This is a genomic window from Desulfobacterales bacterium (assembly GCA_021647905.1).
Lineage (GTDB): Bacteria > Desulfobacterota > Desulfobulbia > Desulfobulbales > BM004 > JAKITW01.
The window spans coordinates 1-17,657 of sequence record JAKITW010000061.1 but is presented as its reverse complement, the minus strand read 5'-3'; the positions used below and the strand labels follow the sequence as shown (position 1 = coordinate 17,657).

Here is a 17,657-nt window from a genome sequence, read left to right as displayed (position 1 = left end):
AAGGATTTGGTCTGCTATTCTTTCAGTCGGCAGCAGGTCCATCCTCGGTCACCCCCATTCCATTTGCCGGCATCTGTTTTCCATCCACCGCCCACTGCCTGCCCGCCGGAGCCATCAGGCGAAGGAGGGTCAACCGGCAGTTCCACCGTCCACCGTCAGTTCGATCCTGCCCAGGCCAAAGGCGGTCTGCTTGCCCAGATGGCTCTTTTCGCAGAATTGGAGCAGGGGCAGGAACTCGGCCAGATCGCCCTGATACGAAACCATGCCCTTAATCCCGCCTATCCGCATGGCGGTCTTCTGGCGGTTGCTGTACCTGGTCAGGTCGATCCAACGGCATTTGTTCTCTTTGATCTCTATGCCTTGGGCCCGTTTGATTATTCCCTGGTAATCCAGTTGCGGTTCCCCATCGCCATAGATCTCCGCCAGGGTGGAGATCCTCCGCAGGGCCGCCCGGATGAGGACATGGAAAGGCAGGGTGTCCTGGAACCGGTTATGGTATTTGAGCCGGAGCGGAGTGAGCAGGTGGACCGATACGGCCCGGGCCGGTTCGGCTGGTGAAGCGCCCAGGCTAAGGCGCTCCAGGGGAGGCTGCTGTTTAAGAATCTTGCGCTCGCCGTCATAGATGGTGGTGGCGCCCGAGCTGATGGCGAGGAGTTGGAAACAGCCCTGGCCGGCCCTGGTTTTTTTCCCCAGGCCGGACTCCCCCATCTGTTCCACCGCATAGATGATATGGGGCAGGAAATCGTTGGCCCGGCCGAACAGGGTCAGACTGAATTCAAGGGGATCGCCCGGCTTATAATCCCGGTCAGGCTCTTGGGGTGGATTCAGGACAAAGGGCAGGGGCGGGCCGGAATTTCTGGGCCGGTCGTTTCCATTGCCCGGCAGTGCCCTGGCCGCTTCAAAGATAAAGGCATAACCGCAGGCCGGGGCCAGGAGGCAGTCATCGCAGCGCTGCCGGCCGAGGGTGCAGGCCACCCGCTTCAGGGCATGGCCAAAGGCGCCGCGCAGCATGGAGCCCTTGAATTCAGGCAGCAGCGCCGGGGTGGTGAATCGGCAATGGAACTCACAGGTGCGAAACAGCATGGCTTATACGGTCCTTTTACGGCCGGTATTGCTGGTCTCTCAATGCGCCGGACAGGTTTGCGGAACCCGGACCTTGGAGGCGCGGCCCCTGGTGCGGAAAAGGGGCGAAAGCATCTCCGTGGAAATGGTCGACAGGCGGTATTGGTGCTGGTGAACGGTTACGATATAGAAGGCTCTACCAGATAACCGGGCGAAATACAACAACAAAGAATGCCGGCCTGCCCCCCGGCGCCGGGTTGCCGCTTATACTTCTTGCCCTTGCCGGGTATTTTTACTATCTACGGAAGAGAGGACGGTCGTCAGCCAGTTACAACTGAACTGCGGGACGTCCCGGATGCCCCCGCGGATGCCCCGGATGCCACCTGCTTTTTATTGCATCAACCTCACAATGCGTTATTATAAACACAAACGAACACAATGGAGGTGATCCATGTCCAAAACCGTAACCCTGCGCCTCTCCGACGAGGAGTATGAAAAATTTTCCAGCGCTGCCGGCAGCGTGAAACGTTCCCTTTCCAACCTGATAAGTTTTCTGGCCCTGCGGAAACTTGAAGAGGACTCCTTTGTGGATGAGTTGGAAATGGAAGAAATCCTTGCCAATCCTGTTCTGACCAAGCGTCTAAAACGCGGTGCCGCGGAAGCCCGGGAGATGAAGGGCTCGTTCGTCGATGTATAGAATATTCGAGACCGAAGGCTTTCTGGCGGACCTTGAGCAGGACTTTGAAGGACGGCGGGACAAGATCAAAAAGAAACTGCGTGAACATATCTATCCCCAGCTGAAAAAATCGCCTGACTTCGGTCTTAATATCAAAAAACTGCGGCATTACAACCCTCCAGCCTGGCGTTACCGAATCGGCAGCTACCGCTTTTTCTATCAAATCAACCATGAAGAAAAAATCGTCATCATGACGGTTGCTGAGCACCGGCGCCAGAGTTACCGCCGCTGATCAGACGATCAGCGACCACCGGCCTGGAGTTTACCGGAGTGCCGGTGCCTTGCCCTGTGGCTGGTTACGGACAAGGGGAATATAGGGTGGTCCCTGGTTTCACGAAAAAAGAGTTAAAAGTTGCACACCGCCTCGGTATGATATATTGTAATACCAGGAGGCAATGTTATGGCAACCGCGAAAATCGCAATCACAATTGAAGAAAACATTTTGAACCGGCTTGATCTCTTGGTCAAATCTCACACTTTTCCTAATCGCAGCAAGGCTATTCAGGAAGCAATCAAAGAAAAGCTGAACAAGATCGAACAAAATCGGCTGGAAGTTGAATGCGCCAAATTAAATCCTGAGTTTGAACAAGCTCTTGCCGACGAAGGAATATCCTCGGAGATTGAAGAATGGCCGGAATATTAAGAGGTGATATTTGTTGGGCAAACTTAAATCCTGCTATTGGGCACGAACAGGCAGGTCTGCGGCCTGTTCTTATTCTGAGTCGTGATGTTTTCAACAAACATTCCGGCACCGTAATCGCTGTTGCAATCACCAGCCAGCCGCAGAAAGCCGGTTTCCCGTTGACCCTCGAACTGAGCAGTTCAAAACTTCCCAAGAAGTCCTGGGCAAAAATAAGCCAGATCAGAACCCTGTCAATTAAACGACTTGGCAAGAAAATCGGCAAGGCCTCCAGTAAAGAATTAGGTTTCGTGATAGAAGGGCTTAATGAAATAATTCTGGGCTAACCAGTGCCCGTCGGCCACGGGTTGCCGCTTATACTTCTTGTCCTTGCCGGATATTTTTACTATCTACGGAAGAGAGGACGGCCGTTGTCCGGTTACGGAAAAAGCCGTTAACCGGTTATGGAACGACCAGGACCAACACGGAGAATATACATGGGCGAAAGGGACCGCCGGATTCATGCACGCGTTCCGGCCAGCTTCAAGGTCAACTATATCCACCGGAAAAATTATATCATCTCGTTCAACCGGGATATTTCAGTGGACGGGATGTTCATCTGCGCCGCAGACCCGCCGCCGGTGGGCAGCCAGGTCAAACTGCTCTTCTCCTTCGGCGCCCTCAAGGAGGTGGAGGTCCCGGCGGCGGTGGTCTGGGTCAAGCGCGGCAAAGATCCCTTGGAGCGGGGCATGGGGGTACAGTTTCTCGACCAGCCGACTCTGGAATTAAAGGAGAATATTCTCCATTACATCGACCGGATCAAGGTCCTTCATCCCGAACTGGGAAATGCCTGAACCCACCCCGGCCGGATCATTTCATCCCTGCCCATCGCTCCTCGGCCACGTGCCGGATCAAGGTTATGACTTCTTTTGCCTGCGCCGCCGTTTCGCGCGGATCCCGCAGGCCTTGTGGACAAACCGCTTGATGACCTCAAAGTACATCCTGCCGGTTCTGGCGATGATCGAGTTATGATCCGCGCCAGGCACAATCTGCAACTCCTTGTTGCGGGCACTGCACTGGGCATGGAGAATGGCAGCCTCGGCCACCGGAATAATCTGGTCGTTCTGACCATGGATGAGCAGGATCGCTTTGGTCATCCGCTCGATCTTGCGCACGTTGCCAAAGCCGTCCGCCTCGGTCAGACCCAGCCCGTTCACATCGACCCCCAGCCGGATCAGCAGGGGCAGGGTGGTGGCAAAGCCGCTTTCAATGATCAGGCCGGCAATATCATCCATATGGGCCACGGCCAGCTCCACGGCGCAGGCAGTGCCCAGGGACCGGCCCATCAGCAGCAGGGGCCCGCTCCGGTTACCGGCGGCCATCCATTCCCGGACCATTGCAAACACCAGATGGGCGTCGCTGAGCAGGGTCGAGGCCCGCGGGGTCCCGGTGCTGATGCCGTAGCCCCGGAAATCCACGGCAAGAAAGCTGAGGCCCGTGGCGCTGAACCGGGCACCGACCTGGTCATAATCATTGACCGTCTCGCCGTTGCCGTGAAAAAAAAGAATATGGGGCTCATCCGGGGCAGCCAGGTGAAAGCGGGCCCCCAGTTGCGCTCCATCGCTCACCGGAACAAGATGGTCCTCGGCCCGGGGCGGCAACGGGCCCACCACCTCCGGGCGAGGGTGGAAAAGGATTTCCAGTACAGCCGGCTGATCCAGCCCGATTGAATTATCTTTACTCTGCCGCCAATCGTGATCTTTCACATTTCACCTTCCGCGTTTCACCTTTCACGTTTTTTCCCGAGCCGATACATACCACACCATGACTCTCTTGCAAAGTTAACGGTCCGGCAAAGAGGCGCCATCCGTAATTGCGCGGATACGCGGTCCGGCCGGGAATCGATGGCGCGGGGCTGGCTATTTTATTGGCGGCTATGGTAAGGTGCGCAACCACCATGCAGTAAAACAGGCCCCTTCGCGACCATCTCCAGGACGAACAATGCCAGGAACCACCAGACTTTCCCGAACCCTGACCGCGCTCTTTATCTACGGCCGGCCGCCGCTGGTCTTTGCCAGCATGCTCTGCGCCGTGGCCGTGCTCTGGACCCGGGAGCCGCAGATCTACCTTGCCGGGGTAATCCTGCTGGGGATCGCCATGGGCTTCGACCTGGTGGACGGATGGTTTGCGGCCCGCTACCACCCCCATCCCACCCTGGCCGACCTGGCCGACCGGATGATGGACCGGGTGGTCTATTCGATCATCTTCCCGCTGATCGTCGCCGGCATGATGTGGCGGCTGATCTTTGCCGCGCCCGGCCATACCCGGCCGGAGATGCTGCACGCGATTCTGGTCCTCTTTCTCTGCATCAGCGTGCTGGTCCGGGACAATTTCGCCCACTTTATCCGCGGCTATGCCGACCAGCAGGTTCCGGAACCCGAGGCCCGGGATTTCCGCCGGCTGCGGACCATGGCCGCGGCGCCGGTGGCGGCCCTGCTCTATGTGCATGCCTTCTACCTCCCGGGCGGCCCCTCGCTTTCAATCTACAGCTGGGTGGAAAAACTGGCCACCCTGCCCCTTCGCTTCTATCTCAGCATCGAAATCCTGCTGTTGATCATCACCTTCGGCTCCATTGCCGCCCATTTCCGGAAATATGGCTCCCTCTGCCTGGACGAGGTATGTCATGAGGACGATCAGCTCCGGCGGCTGATTCTCTCCTTTTTTCCCAATTTCCTTACCTTCATGAACGCGATGATGGGGTTGCTGGCCATCTTTTTCGCTTACCAGGACCGGATGCGGGCCGCCTACCTGCTGGTACTCGGCGCGGCGATCTTCGACAAACTGGACGGGGCCCTGGCCCGGCGACTGGGGCTGACCGAGCCGGCGGCCGGCAACGATCCCCGGCCGGGTATCAGCCTGGGCTCCATTCTGGACGATATTGCCGACGGGATCAGCTTCTGCCTGGTCCCGGCCCTGATCTTCTACCTGGTCCTCTCCGACTCGCCGCTGGCCGAGATCTCCGGCCTGCCCCTGGGCTGGATCGCCCTTATCTATTGCCTGTTCGGTATCGGCCGGCTCATCTACTTCACCCTGGACCCGGCGCCGATTCCCGGTTTTTTCAAAGGCATGCCCACCCCTGCCGCCGCTCTCCTGGTCACCGCGCCGATACTGCTCTACAGCCAGGCCCTGGCCAACGGCTCGGAGATGACCCGCTTCTGGGGACTGTTCAGCGTCGGCCTGCTGCCGGCCACTGCCCTGCTGATGAACCTCTACCCGGTCCACTACCTCCACATCGGCCGTTTTACGGATCGCCATCCCTGGTTCGGCCGGCTGAACCTGGCCCTGCTCATCATCTCGGTATTCACCCCCTATTTCGGCTACCTGGCCCTGGCCTATCTGCTCGCCTACCTCCTGTCGCCGCTATTCACCCATAGGCTTGAACCCCGTTCCTAAGCCGTCCGGCTTGCATTTCTGATCAATTCCAGTTAAAGAGTGGGCCATCATCAAGGAAACGACCCCTGGTGTTGACCGCTGCTAGACAGCGGCAATGAAAAGGGAATACGGTGTGAATCCGTAACGTTGGGCCGGCGCTGTAAACAGGGACCCTGCCCCGCACAATGCCACTGCTCCCCCTGGGGAACGGGAAGGCGCGGGCCAGGGGGTGATCTGTAAGTCAGAAGACCTGCCAGGGGTTGATAATAATCAGAATTGCATGTCCGCGCATTTCCGTGTTCCGGGTTTTTTCCTGGAGCGCGGATTTTTTTATGCCCGCGCGGACGGCGGAACAGGGAGAGACAGACAATGAAAACCCAGATCGAACTGGCCCGGCAAGGGGTGGTCAGCCCGCTGATGGCCCAGGTGGCGGCCGAGGAAGATTTTTCCGGGGAGATCATCCGCCAGCGGGTGGCAACCGGCGAAATCGTGATCCCCAACAACCCCAACCGCAAGCAGCAGAAAACAGTGGGCATCGGCACCGGCCTGCGCACCAAGGTCAACGCCTCCATCGGCACCTCCTCGGATATCAGCGACATCGAGCTGGAGGTGCGCAAGGCCCGGGTTGCCGAGCAGGAGCAGGCCGATACCCTGATGGAGCTTTCCACTGGCGGCGACCTGGACGCGATCCGGCGGGCGGTGCTGGCCGGCTGCTCCCTGCCGGTGGGCAATGTTCCGCTCTACCAGGCCTTTGCCGAGGCGAGCCGCAGATACCGCAACCCCAACAAGCTGGATCCCGAATACCTGTTCGAGTTGATCGAACGCCAGTTGGTTGACGGTATCTCCTTTATGGCGATCCACTGCGGGATCAACCGCTTCAGCATCGAGCGGCTGCGCAAACAGGGCTACCGGTACGGCGGCCTGGTCTCCAAGGGCGGCACCTTCATGGTCTCGTGGATGGAATACCATAACCGGGAAAACCCGCTCTACGAACAATTCGACCGGGTCTGCGAGCTGATGAAAAAATATGACGCCGTGCTTTCGCTGGGCAACGGCATCCGGGCCGGGGCGATCCATGACAGCCATGACCGGGCCCAGATGGCGGAGATGATCATCAACTGCGAGCTGGCCGACCTGGGCCGGGAAATGGGCTGCCAGATGATGGTGGAAGGTCCGGGCCATGTGCCCCTGGACGAGATCGAGGCTAACATCATGCTGGAGAAACGGATGAGCAACAATGCGCCCTACTATGTGCTAGGCCCCCTGCCGGCGGACAGCGGCGCTGGCTACGACCATATCACCGCGGCCGTCGGCGCGGCCAACGCGGCCCGTTACGGGGCGGACCTGATCTGCTACATCACCCCGGCCGAACACCTGGCCCTGCCCAATGAGGATGATGTGCGGGAAGGGCTCCGGGCCACCCGGCTGGCGGCCCGGATCGGGGACATTGCCAAGTACCCGGACCGCCGCGAGCAGGAGAAAAAGGTGGCCCTGGCCCGGCGCGACAGCCGCTGGCAGGATCATCTCGGCCTGCTGATGTTCCCGGAAAAGGCGGAAGAGATCCGCCGCGGCCGGGTCCCGGAAGACCGGAAAACCTGCACCATGTGCGGCGATTTCTGTGCCATGGTGCGGGGCAGCAGCCTGTTCGGCAAGGATATCCGCGGCGACAAGGCGACCTGTCCCCAGGCCCCTACCTCCTGATCTTGGCCTCGGTCTTTTCCGGGTTTTTTTCCATGTGCCGGAAACGGCAGCGGGCGGACTTGGCCAGCCGCCCGACCACACTGGGCAGGTCCGAACCGTTCCAGATCGCCTGGAAACGCGCATCCCCGGCCAGCCTGGTACTCAACCCGAAAAAAGGCGCTGCGTCCGGCCGGAGGAAAACATCTTCATACTCGACCTCAAGGGAATCCGAAAAAATGGTGCCGAACAGGTTGATGACGGTTCGCACAAAAAATTTCCGTACATCCTCGGTTGATTCGGCGTTATTCATCTTCCGGCGAAAAGCGGGCAGAAGCTCCTGCTCGTTTTTGGAAAAGGAAAACTTGGTGGTCATCCTGCACCTCCCGGTAAAGGGTTGACAGCGGGTGGAGCAGCAATACGAGATGTGTGGCTGCAAGGGCATGCTCGACCGGCAACCGGCCGGGCGAGCCATGCATGGGTGGACCTCTTTTCCGTCCACCACCTCAGAAAACTATAAAAATACCGTTGAAAATGCAAGGCAAAAGGTCAAACAGGGCCCTGCCCCGCCGATGAACAACATTTGTCAGGCTCATCAAGGCCTGTTGTCACTTTCCGCATCGGAAAAGGTAACGCCCTTATTACCCCCGGCCGGTTGGGCCGCGATCAGCCGCTTTTTGGCCGGGGCCCTTAGTCGCTTTATCCGCGCCTCCTGTTTCAGGGCCGCGGAGCGGGAGGGGGCCTGTTCCTGATATACCAGGCGCACCGGCCGCCGCGGCCGGGTGTAGCGGGCCCCGTTTGTCTCGTGATTATGTTCCATTACCCGGCGGCCCACGTCCGTGGTAATTCCGGTATAAAGACTTTCGTCCCGGCAGCGGACAATATAGACATACCAGGGTCTGCTCGTTTCTGTTTCCGGTTCCATCACGCTGTTACTCATAACAGGGATTTGCGCGAAACCCCCAGGTGCTGGATTACCTGGGTGGCGATCTCCTCAATGGATTTGCCCGCCGTACTCACCACCGGGATCTTCTGCTTCAGAAAAATCTGCCGGGCCTGCTGGATCTCTTCGATACAGGTGGACATCCTGGCGTACTTGCTCCCGGCGTAGCGTTTTTCCCGAACACTGTGCAGCAGTTCCGGCGAGGTGGTCAGGGCCACCACCTTTTTCCGGTTCATCAGGATCGACTCCGGCAGCCGGTAGCTGTTCAGGTACTCCGAGGTAAGGGGGAAATTGGCGGAACGCAGTCCCATCTGGGTGGCGAGATAAACACTTACCGGGGTCTTGCCGGCCCGGGAGACCCCGAGCAGAATCACCTCGGCCTCGTCATACTCGTCGGCCTTGGTGCCGTCGTCGTGGGCCAGGCAGTAGTTGATCGCCTCGACCCGCCGGTTCATGGCCACATCGTTGATATGATGGGAAAATCCCGGCTCGCGTAATGCCTCGGCCTCGATGCAGGTCTCCAGCCGGTCGAGAAAACCGCCAAAGGCATCAAAGAACTCCACCTCCGGCGAATCAAAGATCGACCGGACCTCGCCATCGATGATGGTGCTGAAAACCAGGGGCCGCCGGCCGGCCGAACGCTTGAGAATATGGGCCAGGATCTCTTCCGCTTCCTTCCTGGTCCGGATAAAGGGAAAGCGCTCCTCGTTGAAACTGGTCTCCGGGAACTGGCAGATCAGGGCCTGGCCCAGGTTGGTGGCCAGGATCCCGGTGCCGTCGGAAATATAGTAAACATCCTTGGAACTCCACATCGAATTTTCTCCAGCAAGAGAATCAAAGCGGCCCGGGGGGCGGGTCTGCCGGCCCTGGACACAGGATAAGGACAACCTGACAGAACTCTAGCGGTCCCGGCGCCGGGCGTCAAGGAGATAGGCGGGCTGCCCGCCGACCGGTTCCGGATGACACGGCCGGATGGGTATGGTAAATTATCCGGTTGACGAGATTACTTCCGGCCGGCGCCGGATCATAAATAATCAGGGAGTTTTTACCATGGGCGACGAAGCGAACAAAATCATCTACTCCATGATCGGGGTAAGTAAGTTCTATGATAAAAAACCGGTGCTTGAGAACATCAATCTCTCCTACTTCTACGGCGCCAAAATCGGGGTGCTGGGCCTGAACGGCTCGGGCAAGAGTTCGCTGTTGCGCATCCTGGCCGGCAAGGACAAGGAGTTCAACGGCAGGATCAGCCTGGCGCCGGGCCATACCATCGGCATGCTGGAGCAGGAACCGCGGCTTGACCAGACCAGGACGGTGCGGGAGATTGTCGAGCAGGGGGTCCAGGAAACCGTGGACCTGCTGAACGAGTTCAATGCGATCAATGAAAAATTCGCCGAGCCCATGGCCGATAAGGAGATGAACGAGCTGATCGAACGCCAGGGCCGGGTCCAGGAAAAGCTTGATCATCTGAACGCCTGGGAACTGGACAGCCGGCTGGAAATGGCCATGGACGCCCTGCGCTGTCCCCCGGGCGATACCCGGGTCACGCTCCTGTCCGGGGGCGAGAAACGGCGGGTGGCCCTCTGCCGGCTGCTGCTGCAGAAGCCGGATATCCTCCTGCTCGACGAGCCCACCAACCACCTGGACGCCGAATCCGTGGCCTGGCTGGAGCACCATCTCCAGCGCTATCCGGGCACTGTGATCGCGGTGACCCATGACCGCTATTTTCTCGACAACGTGGCCGGCTGGATCCTGGAGCTGGACCGGGGCCGGGGCATTCCCTGGAAGGGCAACTATTCCTCCTGGCTGGAACAGAAGGAAAAGCGGCTCCAGCACACGGAGAAGCAGGAATCCAGCCGCCGCAAGACCCTGCAACGCGAACTGGAATGGATCCGGATGACGCCCAAGGGCCGGCACGCCAAATCCAGGGCCCGGATCAGCGCCTATGAAAAACTCCTGGCCCAGGATGATGACCGCCGGATCAGGGAACTGGAAATTTATATCCCGCCCGGTCCACGGCTGGGCAAGGTGGTGATCGAGGCGGACAAGGTAAACAAATCGTTCGGCGATAAAATCCTGATGCAGGAGATGAGCTTCGGGCTGCCGCCGGGTGGTATCGTCGGGGTGATCGGCCCCAACGGCGCCGGCAAGACCACCCTGTTCAAGATGATCACCGGCCGGGACAGGCCGGACTCCGGCTCCATCCGGCTCGGCGAGACAGTGAAACTGGCTTATGTCGATCAGTCCCGCGATTCCCTTGACCCGGACAAGACGATCTGGGAGGCGATCAGCGACGGCCGGGAGATGCTCCGGCTGGGCAGCCGGGAGGTCAATTCCCGGGCCTATGTGGCCCGGTTCAACTTCTCGGGCAGCGAACAGCAGAAAAAGGTGGGCCTCCTGTCCGGCGGCCAGCGCAACCGGGTCCACCTGGCCCGGATGCTGAAGCAGGGGGCCAATGTCCTGCTTCTGGACGAGCCTACCAATGACCTGGACGTCAACACCCTGCGCGCCCTGGAAGAGGCCCTGGAGAACTTTGCCGGCTGCGCAGTGGTGATCAGCCATGACCGCTGGTTCCTGGACCGGATCGCCACCCATATCCTGGCCTTTGAAGGAGACAGCCACGTCGAGTGGTTTGAGGGAAATTACTCGGAATACGAGGCAGACCGCCGGGCCCGGCTCGGCGCGGCCGCTGACCAGCCGCACCGGATCAAGTACCGGCAGTTGACCCGGACATAACCAGAAGAAGCGGCGCCCGGAAGGCGCCGCTTCTGGTTATCACCGGCTATGGGACGAAAATGCGGGTCAGCCCTGAATTCTCTTGCCCAGCATTGACATCCCCGGCCCGACCACCGGGATCTCCGTGCCTTTCAGAAGAACGTTCCAGTAGGTCCACTTGAACAGCAGCTTGCCCATGTGGTTTATCTCGGTGTCGCCCAGCAACTCAAAAGGACCCATCGCCGGCAGCGGGAATTTGCCGGGCAGGGGTTCCTGGGTATAGTTAAAGTCGATCAGGTATGCCTTGTTATATCCTGACTCGATAAAGCAGTTGGAATGGCCGTCGAAATCAGCATGCGGTTCCTGCCCGGCAATTTCCGCCAGTATATTCTCGGTCAGGATTTCAGACTCGAAATGGGCCACCGAGCCGGCCTTGGAGGTGGGCACGTTGGTAGTGTCGCCCAGTACGTAGATATTGTCATGGCCCACGGCCTTGAGTTTATTTTTATCGGTGTTCACCCAGCATAATTCATCGGTAATGCCGGACTCGAACAGGACCTGGGTGCCCATGTTGGGCGGGATGGTGACCAGCAGGTCATAGCCCACCCGGGTGCCGTTGGCGGATTCGATCTCATTGGTCTCCGGATGGACCTCGATTATCGCGAAGTCGGACACCACGCTGATATCTTTGTCCTGGGCCGCCGAGGCAAACACCTTGGTGGCCACCGGCTTGGTGAACATCCCGCCCAGGGGGGTGACGAATTCGATCTCCACCTTGTCCCGGATCCCTTTCTCCTGGAAATACCAGTCAGCCAGAAAAACAAACTCAATCGGGGCCACCGGGCATTTGAAGGGCATCTCGCTGATATGCATGACAATTTTGCCGCCCTGGAACTCCTGCATGGCTTTACTCAAACGGGTGGCCCCTTCCAGGGTATAGAAGTCATGAACATTTTTTTTCATTCCTTCCACCATGCCCGGAATTTCCTCGGGCGCCAGCCGGCAGCCGGTGGAGATGATCAGCTTGTCATAGGGATACTTGTTTTTTGTGGTGTACACCGTGTTGGCCTTGGCATCCACCCTGGTGATCTCATCAATGACAAAGTCAACCCCTGGCGGCAGAAACTCCCGCCTGGTCTTGACGATCTCGGCGGGCTTTAACATCTGAAAGGGGACGAACAGCAGGCCCGGCTGGTAGATGTGCTTATTGTTCCGGTCAATTACGGTTATCTCCCATTCGTTGCGATCCAGTTCCCGCCGCAACTTGTTGGCCATCATTGTTCCGCCGGTACCGGCCCCGAGAATTACAATTCTTTTCATGACTTATCTCCTCCTGTGGTTTTGGTTGTCTGAAAAACATGCTGGTTGATCACATCAGACCGGGCAACATGAGGTTGAAGTAGAGCGGCCGAAGCATGTGTACCTTGACCTGCCAGTACATGGAACTCTCCCAGGCCGGGCCGAGGGGATCCTCATAATTGAAATGGGCGAACATCGCCTTGCCGAACCGGGTCAGCACCGGGCAGATGATCTCGCCGTCGTAGGTGGCAACCGGCGCCTCATTGTTGATCAGGGACCGCATCCGTTCAACCAGGACATCGGCCTGTTTTCTGGCCCCGGAAGCGGTCTTGGCAGTGGGAAAATCAGGGGCGTCACCCAGGGAATAAATGTCGTCATACTTCCGGGCGGTCATTTTGTGTTTGTCGCAATTGACCCAGCCGGCTTGATCTCCGACCCCAGGTGAGTTGATCATCGCCGCATCGCCGGTATGGGCCGGAGTAACGCAGGCCAGATCGAATTTCACCTTCCTGCCCCGGAAATCCTCAATAACCCCCTTTTCATGATCCACCAATGCCGGGGTGAAGTTCGCAATCGTCTCGATATCCATTTCCTTGAAAATTCCGGCCATCAGGGATGCGTACGGTTCCCTTGAAAAGACGGCGGGCAGCGGGGTGGTGAAGATGAACCGGCATTTATGGCGGAGCCCCTTGCGGCGGATGAAGTCCTGGGCCATCATGATGAACTTCATCGGCGCGGCCGGGCACTTGATCGGCATCTCACAGATCGAGGAAACAATGGTGCCGCGGTCAAAGCGGTCCAGGGCCTCCCGCAGTCCCAGCGCACCCTCCATATTGTAAAAGGTGAAAACATTCCTGCCAGCGGCAATCCCTTGCTTCAGCCCCGGGGTCAGGCCGGCATCGACCCGGGCCCCGGTGCAGATCACCAGATAATCGTACCGGACATCACCGCTTTTTTCGGTCAGGACCTTTTTTTCCTCGGGCTCGACCTTGACCACCGAATCGGTCATCAGCTTCACCCCGGGCAGCAAAAGGTCCCGGGTCGGCCGGATGAGATTTTCCGGTTCTTCCAGGCCGAATACCAGCAGAGTAAAGCCGGGCTGAAAGATATGCCGCCGCCTTCTTTCGATCACGGTCAGCTCCAGGTCATCCCGCCGGAATGCCCTTCGCAATCGATTGGCAGCCATTAGCCCGGCGCTGCCCCCTCCCAGAATAACAACGCGTTTCACCCCCCCCCCCTTGCCAGCCCGCGTTTCTCAGCAGCGACCCGCCGCAACAGAGCAATGACCCGCGCCTGCTGCCTTGTGCTCGAAAAACGGGCTGATAATGCCTGTCAGGTCAATTCCCGCCGGCCCTGGTGCGGCCGCGGCCGATGGGCCTGCCGGATGCACAGCTGGGAGCTTTACAGCGCCGGGCCCATAACACAAATAGATAATATTGATTCTGCCGGCAGGGCCGGATAGGAAAAGGCGATTGTCGCTTGCCAGGGATAAGATGCGGGATCAGCCGGGTTGTTTCCTTACGGGCCCCGGAGGCGCGGCCTATACCACCCCGTGAAACAGGACCTTGCTTTCAGCCCGCAGGTGATCCAGGAAAATGGCGCAGCCGGGCGAAAGTTCCCTGTTGCGGGGCGTTATAAGATAAAAGGGGCGAAAGAACTCGATCCCCTTGATGGTGACGACCTTCAGGGCCCCGGACTCGAGGTCCGCGGATATCGCCTGGCGGGAGAGGATCGAAACCCCGATCTCCGCCTTGATGCTCTGCCGCACCGCCTCGGTGGCGCTCATTTCCGCAACCACGCCGAGACGGTTCAGCTTGAAACCGTGCCGTTCCAGGATATCGGTCATAACCTTGCGGGTGCCGGAGTAGCGCTCCCGGAGGATGAACGGTTCCCGTTCCAGTTCGCTCAGAACGATGCTTTCCCGTTCAGCCCAGCGATGTTGCGGAAAAACCGTGAGCACCAGTTCATCGAAAAAGATCTCTTCCCATTCCAGGCCGGAATCGCTCCACCTGGCGCCGATAACCCCTGCTTCCAGGTCTCCCTGGAGCACCTCGTCGGCAACCAGGCGGGAGCCGGAGATCTTCAGATTGATCTGCAGGGCCGGATAGCTGCGCTTGAAAACACCGATGCACTCGGGCAGGTAATATGTCCCCGGGATGGTGCCGGCCCCCAGCGCGAGAAGACCGGCGATCTTCCCCCGATAGGCCTTGATCGCCTGCATCGCCTCCTGCCGCAGCCGCAGGATCCGCCGGGCATATTGATAGAGGATCCGGCCGGCCGGAGTGGGCAGTACCTTCCGGTTGAGCCGGTCAACCAGCCTTTCGTCCAGCGTTTCCTCCAGGCTGCGGATATGCTCGCTTACCGTGGGCTGCGATAAATAAATCGCTTCCCCGGCCCTGGTAAAGCTCTGCAGCTCCACCACCTTGCAGAAAACTTCAAGCCGGTGCAGATCCATATTCCTTTCCCCGGGCATTCTCCATGCCCCTGATTACCGGTAACTCGGTCCTGTTTAAATAGATATTATTAATGGCACCGGCTGGCGGGTATCGGTTGTTTGTATCCCAGCTTATGCGAAATAAAGGTTGTTGATTGTCATTTATATGAAAATCGCCACAAAGTGCTGTCCTGGCCATGCCGGAGTGACGCCTTTCATTGTTTCGTTGTGGCTGGCCAATATGGTCCGGCCATGCTGGTTATTAACGCCTTTGCGCGATGCTGTTTTTGCGCAGGCCGCAAAACAGCTTCTCCAGCAGCCGGTCATTGATCTTGCCCATCAGCAGTTCCTCATATTCATCCCTTTGATGACTCTCCGGTTTCCCCTGGTCATTGGTTTCAGCGCCCGGTTCAGACCGGGTAAACAGTCCGGGATCAGCGCCTGTGGGGGAAAAGATCCGGCCCCGGTTCTTTTCGAGCCAGGCATCGCACTCATCATGGGTGCCGATGTACAACAGCAGAATGGCATTATTATTTTTTACCGAGATCAGACGGTAGCCGTTGCCCAGGTTGAACTTCAGGCAATTCTTGATCCTGGCCTCGCCATATTTGGTTTGCCGGCCGATCTGATCAAGACCTTTGCAACCATCGGCAAGATTAACCATGATTTCAACCGCGTTTCCAGCGGCCAGGGCGGCATGGCCGCCGGCCCGGCGCAATGCATCCAGACGCTTATTAAAATTGCCGTCACGATGGACAAAAAGGACCATTTCACACCACAATGATGCCGGTCGGCTCGTCAACCACCTCACCGATACGGGCGGCGACCGGAGTACCGGCAATCTTGAGGGCCGCGATCAGTCCGTCGGCCTGGCTGCCGGGCAGGGAGAGCAGCAGCCCGCCCGAGGTCTGCGGATCATACAGCAGTTCATCCTGCTGTTTTGACAACCGCGTCATCATCTTAAGCTTATGCCGGGCCACCATTGTCCGGTTGGCCTTGTTGCTGCCGGTGGTTTCCCTTTTTTTGTACATTTCCGCCGCGCCCGGGTAAAAGGGCAGATCCTGGTAGCGGACAATGAGCCTGACATTACTGCCATGGGCCACTTCCAGCAGATGACCGAGAATGCCGAAACCGGTGATGTCGGTACAGGCATGCAGGTCGAACTTAAGGGCCGCTTCCATGGCCGGTCCGTTTAACGCCGCCAGGGAGGGCAGGATATCCCGTTCCAGTTCCCGGAAAGGGAACTTGCCGGAGCGCACCGCGTTGAACAGCACCCCGGAGCCCAGCGGCTTGGTCAGGATCAAGGCGTCGCCCGGCTTTGCCCCAGCATTGGTGATGATCCGCTCCGGGTGTACCACCCCGCTTACGCAGAGCCCGTACTTCGGCTCCCGGTCGTCGACCGAATGGCCGCCCACCAGGCAGGCCCCGGCCTCATTCACCTTGTCATGGCCGCCGCGCAGGATCTCCTTCAACAACCCCATATCCAGTTGTTTGGACGGGAACATCACCACGTTTAATGCGGTGAGCGGCCTGCCGCCCATGGAATAGACGTCCGAGATGGAATTGGCCGCCGAGATCTGGCCGAACCAGTAGGGATCATCCACCGGCGGGGTAATGAAATCCACGGTGTTGATCATGGCGATTTCATCCGAAAGCCGGTAGACGGCAGCGTCATCCGAGGTCTCGAAACCGACCAGCAGGCCGGGATCATCGGGCCGGGTAAGACCGGCAAGCGCGTCCGACAGATCCGTCGGACCGATTTTGGCGGCTCAACCGCAGGTGCGGGCCAGGCTGGTGAGGGTTTTTTTCCTGAAAATATTCATTGCCTTTTCCTCGAGTTATATGAAAGTCGTTCCGGAGAAAATCCGGTGCGCGAAAAGATTTTCATTAATGGAAGGGGCAAGGGGAATCGAACCTCCTCCTGGTTTTGCAGACCAGGCGCACGGTTTTGAAGACCGCCGGGCGCGCCAGCACCTTTGCCCCTGTTGCATCATTTTGACTCGATCCATTCCGGATGCGGCCATTTCCCCATACCGCCGGTCAATATAAACAAAAAAGATTTCATGATCCAGATCTCCTGAAATGCAATATGGTTCAGGCAACCCGGAGTCCGGCGGGGCTTACCCGGTGAGTGATTACCATATAAATACTGTCAACAGCCGCAGCTGCTGCTCGAACAGGAGCCGCCGCAGTTGTCGCCAGAGCCGGGCAGGGGCGTCTCCGAGGTAACGACGAAACCGCCCCCGCTGCAACCGGACGGGGGCTTGAAATCAACCCTGGTCCGGCCGCATTCATTGAGCAGGGTGGTGTCCATGATCACCCGCAGGCCGTCAAGGTCCACGGCAGTGTCGCCTTTTTTGCGCCGGTCAATGGCCAGCCCCAGTGAAGGACCGCCGCAGCCGTTCATCACCGCCACCCGCACCGGTGAGTCAATGTTGTTTTCAGCAAGATAGGCGGACAGTTTTTTTGCCGCCAGTTCGGTAAGTTCAATCATCTGCTTTCTCCTCCCTTGGCTAAACATTCAGTACCCCCCCTCCTGTCGGGAAAGGGGTCTTCTTCTACCAACGGCCGCTCCATTGAAAAGGGCCGGCTGTTCATAAACAGGCTATCAAGCAGGAACTCGCTTCGCCGCAACGGCGATTCGGAATCCATAAGCATATCCTGCCGAAGTTGTTTCAAATTCCGCTTTTGCCGTCACGGCTGCGGCTCAGGGTCCGCTACACCGTTCGCTATAAGAAAA

20 protein-coding genes and 1 riboswitch are annotated in these 17,657 nt (G+C 58.5%); of the genes, 9 read left to right on the top strand and 11 right to left on the bottom strand.

Translation table 11 applies throughout. From position 1 onward, the window contains the following. Positions 1-129: 129 nt before the first annotated feature. Positions 130-1,083, bottom strand: coding sequence for a CRISPR system precrRNA processing endoribonuclease RAMP protein Cas6 (gene cas6, locus L3J03_09555; protein ID MCF6291222.1), 954 nt, complete (start codon positions 1,081-1,083; stop codon positions 130-132). Positions 1,084-1,513: 430 nt separating this feature from the next. Between cas6 and L3J03_09550 the strand changes: the two genes are divergently transcribed. From L3J03_09550 to L3J03_09530, 5 genes are all read left to right on the top strand, one after another. After that, a complete protein-coding gene (locus L3J03_09550; GenBank protein ID MCF6291221.1) occupies positions 1,514-1,759 on the top strand; it encodes a hypothetical protein in 246 nt (81 codons plus the stop codon). Further along, entirely contained in the window at positions 1,752-2,030 is a 279-nt protein-coding gene (locus L3J03_09545) for a type II toxin-antitoxin system RelE/ParE family toxin (protein MCF6291220.1), read from the top strand. Before L3J03_09550 ends, L3J03_09545 begins: the two co-directional genes overlap by 8 nt. Before the next feature lie 168 nt (positions 2,031-2,198). Further along, on the top strand, positions 2,199-2,441 hold the full coding sequence (locus L3J03_09540; GenBank protein ID MCF6291219.1) for a ribbon-helix-helix domain-containing protein: 243 nt from the start codon (positions 2,199-2,201) through the stop codon (positions 2,439-2,441). Next, on the top strand, positions 2,426-2,764 hold the full coding sequence (locus L3J03_09535) for a type II toxin-antitoxin system PemK/MazF family toxin (protein MCF6291218.1): 339 nt from the start codon (positions 2,426-2,428) through the stop codon (positions 2,762-2,764). The genes L3J03_09540 and L3J03_09535 overlap by 16 nt, the downstream gene beginning before the upstream one ends. 150 nt (positions 2,765-2,914) lie before the next feature. After that, entirely contained in the window at positions 2,915-3,271 is a 357-nt protein-coding gene (locus L3J03_09530; GenBank protein ID MCF6291217.1) for a PilZ domain-containing protein, read from the top strand. Between the two features lie 63 nt (positions 3,272-3,334). On the opposite strand, the gene L3J03_09525 is transcribed toward L3J03_09530, so the two are convergent. Further along, positions 3,335-4,183 (bottom strand): lysophospholipase, encoded by an 849-nt coding sequence (locus L3J03_09525; GenBank protein ID MCF6291216.1) that lies wholly within the window; start codon positions 4,181-4,183, stop codon positions 3,335-3,337. Between the two features lie 235 nt (positions 4,184-4,418). Here L3J03_09525 and L3J03_09520 point away from each other — a divergent pair, with 235 nt between their 5' ends. Continuing rightward, positions 4,419-5,870 (top strand): CDP-alcohol phosphatidyltransferase family protein, encoded by a 1,452-nt coding sequence (locus L3J03_09520; GenBank protein ID MCF6291215.1) that lies wholly within the window; start codon positions 4,419-4,421, stop codon positions 5,868-5,870. A 49-nt stretch (positions 5,871-5,919) separates the two neighbouring features. Next, a riboswitch (cobalamin riboswitch) is annotated at positions 5,920-6,122 on the top strand. A 96-nt stretch (positions 6,123-6,218) separates the two neighbouring features. Continuing rightward, entirely contained in the window at positions 6,219-7,550 is a 1,332-nt protein-coding gene (gene thiC / locus L3J03_09515; GenBank protein MCF6291214.1) for a phosphomethylpyrimidine synthase ThiC, read from the top strand. Here the strand turns inward: thiC and L3J03_09510 are convergent. The 3 genes from L3J03_09510 to ppsR form a co-directional block, all read right to left on the bottom strand. Then, positions 7,540-7,902, bottom strand: coding sequence for a hypothetical protein (locus L3J03_09510; protein ID MCF6291213.1), 363 nt, complete (start codon positions 7,900-7,902; stop codon positions 7,540-7,542). The two genes, thiC and L3J03_09510, sit on opposite strands and share 11 nt — an antisense overlap. 219 nt (positions 7,903-8,121) lie before the next feature. Continuing rightward, on the bottom strand, positions 8,122-8,451 hold the full coding sequence (locus tag L3J03_09505; GenBank protein ID MCF6291212.1) for a GIY-YIG nuclease family protein: 330 nt from the start codon (positions 8,449-8,451) through the stop codon (positions 8,122-8,124). Between the two features lie 11 nt (positions 8,452-8,462). Then, a complete protein-coding gene (ppsR, locus tag L3J03_09500) occupies positions 8,463-9,281 on the bottom strand; it encodes a pyruvate, phosphate dikinase/phosphoenolpyruvate synthase regulator (GenBank protein MCF6291211.1) in 819 nt (272 codons plus the stop codon). 238 nt (positions 9,282-9,519) lie between these two features. Here ppsR and ettA point away from each other — a divergent pair, with 238 nt between their 5' ends. Next, positions 9,520-11,205 carry an energy-dependent translational throttle protein EttA gene (gene ettA, locus L3J03_09495; protein MCF6291210.1) on the top strand — a complete coding sequence of 562 codons (1,686 nt, stop codon included), beginning with the start codon at positions 9,520-9,522 and terminating at the stop codon, positions 11,203-11,205. 66 nt (positions 11,206-11,271) lie between these two features. Here ettA and L3J03_09490 read toward each other — a convergent pair whose 3' ends face one another. The 3 genes from L3J03_09490 to L3J03_09480 all read right to left on the bottom strand — a co-directional run bounded on the left by L3J03_09490 (position 11,272) and on the right by L3J03_09480 (position 14,956). Further along, complete coding sequence (locus tag L3J03_09490) at positions 11,272-12,504, bottom strand: NAD(P)/FAD-dependent oxidoreductase (protein MCF6291209.1); 1,233 nt, start codon at positions 12,502-12,504, stop codon at positions 11,272-11,274. A 49-nt stretch (positions 12,505-12,553) separates the two neighbouring features. After that, the gene (locus L3J03_09485; protein MCF6291208.1) at positions 12,554-13,711 is read right to left on the bottom strand and encodes an NAD(P)/FAD-dependent oxidoreductase; all 1,158 of its coding nucleotides are present in this window, start codon (positions 13,709-13,711) and stop codon (positions 12,554-12,556) included. A gap of 312 nt (positions 13,712-14,023) precedes the next feature. Continuing rightward, positions 14,024-14,956: a LysR family transcriptional regulator gene (locus L3J03_09480; GenBank protein ID MCF6291207.1), complete on the bottom strand. Its 933-nt coding sequence runs from the start codon at positions 14,954-14,956 to the stop codon at positions 14,024-14,026. A 127-nt stretch (positions 14,957-15,083) separates the two neighbouring features. On the opposite strand from L3J03_09480, the gene L3J03_09475 reads away from it, so the two are divergent. Next, positions 15,084-15,701, top strand: a complete 618-nt coding sequence (locus tag L3J03_09475; protein ID MCF6291206.1) for a hypothetical protein — start codon at positions 15,084-15,086, stop codon at positions 15,699-15,701. Here the strand turns inward: L3J03_09475 and selD are convergent. The 3 genes from selD to L3J03_09460 form a co-directional block, all read right to left on the bottom strand. Continuing rightward, complete coding sequence (gene selD, locus L3J03_09470; protein MCF6291205.1) at positions 15,688-16,662, bottom strand: selenide, water dikinase SelD; 975 nt, start codon at positions 16,660-16,662, stop codon at positions 15,688-15,690. The genes L3J03_09475 and selD overlap by 14 nt on opposite strands. A 407-nt stretch (positions 16,663-17,069) precedes the next feature. Next, positions 17,070-17,411, bottom strand: a complete 342-nt coding sequence (locus tag L3J03_09465) for an IscA/HesB family protein (GenBank protein ID MCF6291204.1) — start codon at positions 17,409-17,411, stop codon at positions 17,070-17,072. Further along, positions 17,408-17,569 (bottom strand): hypothetical protein, encoded by a 162-nt coding sequence (locus tag L3J03_09460; protein ID MCF6291203.1) that lies wholly within the window; start codon positions 17,567-17,569, stop codon positions 17,408-17,410. The genes L3J03_09465 and L3J03_09460 overlap by 4 nt, the downstream gene beginning before the upstream one ends. Positions 17,570-17,657 lie beyond the last annotated feature (88 nt).

Coding starts and splice junctions, on each gene's coding strand:
- cas6 (MCF6291222.1), bottom strand. CDS start 1,083: ATGCTGTTTCGCACCTGTGAGTTCCATTGCCGATTCACCACCCCGGCG.
- L3J03_09550 (MCF6291221.1), top strand. CDS start 1,514: ATGTCCAAAACCGTAACCCTGCGCCTCTCCGACGAGGAGTATGAAAAA.
- L3J03_09545 (MCF6291220.1), top strand. CDS start 1,752: ATGTATAGAATATTCGAGACCGAAGGCTTTCTGGCGGACCTTGAGCAG.
- L3J03_09540 (MCF6291219.1), top strand. CDS start 2,199: ATGGCAACCGCGAAAATCGCAATCACAATTGAAGAAAACATTTTGAAC.
- L3J03_09535 (MCF6291218.1), top strand. CDS start 2,426: ATGGCCGGAATATTAAGAGGTGATATTTGTTGGGCAAACTTAAATCCT.
- L3J03_09530 (MCF6291217.1), top strand. CDS start 2,915: ATGGGCGAAAGGGACCGCCGGATTCATGCACGCGTTCCGGCCAGCTTC.
- L3J03_09520 (MCF6291215.1), top strand. CDS start 4,419: ATGCCAGGAACCACCAGACTTTCCCGAACCCTGACCGCGCTCTTTATC.
- thiC (MCF6291214.1), top strand. CDS start 6,219: ATGAAAACCCAGATCGAACTGGCCCGGCAAGGGGTGGTCAGCCCGCTG.
- L3J03_09510 (MCF6291213.1), bottom strand. CDS start 7,902: ATGACCACCAAGTTTTCCTTTTCCAAAAACGAGCAGGAGCTTCTGCCC.
- L3J03_09505 (MCF6291212.1), bottom strand. CDS start 8,451: ATGGAACCGGAAACAGAAACGAGCAGACCCTGGTATGTCTATATTGTC.
- ppsR (MCF6291211.1), bottom strand. CDS start 9,281: ATGTGGAGTTCCAAGGATGTTTACTATATTTCCGACGGCACCGGGATC.
- ettA (MCF6291210.1), top strand. CDS start 9,520: ATGGGCGACGAAGCGAACAAAATCATCTACTCCATGATCGGGGTAAGT.
- L3J03_09490 (MCF6291209.1), bottom strand. CDS start 12,504: ATGAAAAGAATTGTAATTCTCGGGGCCGGTACCGGCGGAACAATGATG.
- L3J03_09480 (MCF6291207.1), bottom strand. CDS start 14,956: ATGCCCGGGGAAAGGAATATGGATCTGCACCGGCTTGAAGTTTTCTGC.
- L3J03_09475 (MCF6291206.1), top strand. CDS start 15,084: ATGAAAATCGCCACAAAGTGCTGTCCTGGCCATGCCGGAGTGACGCCT.
- L3J03_09465 (MCF6291204.1), bottom strand. CDS start 17,411: ATGATTGAACTTACCGAACTGGCGGCAAAAAAACTGTCCGCCTATCTT.
- L3J03_09460 (MCF6291203.1), bottom strand. CDS start 17,569: ATGGATTCCGAATCGCCGTTGCGGCGAAGCGAGTTCCTGCTTGATAGC.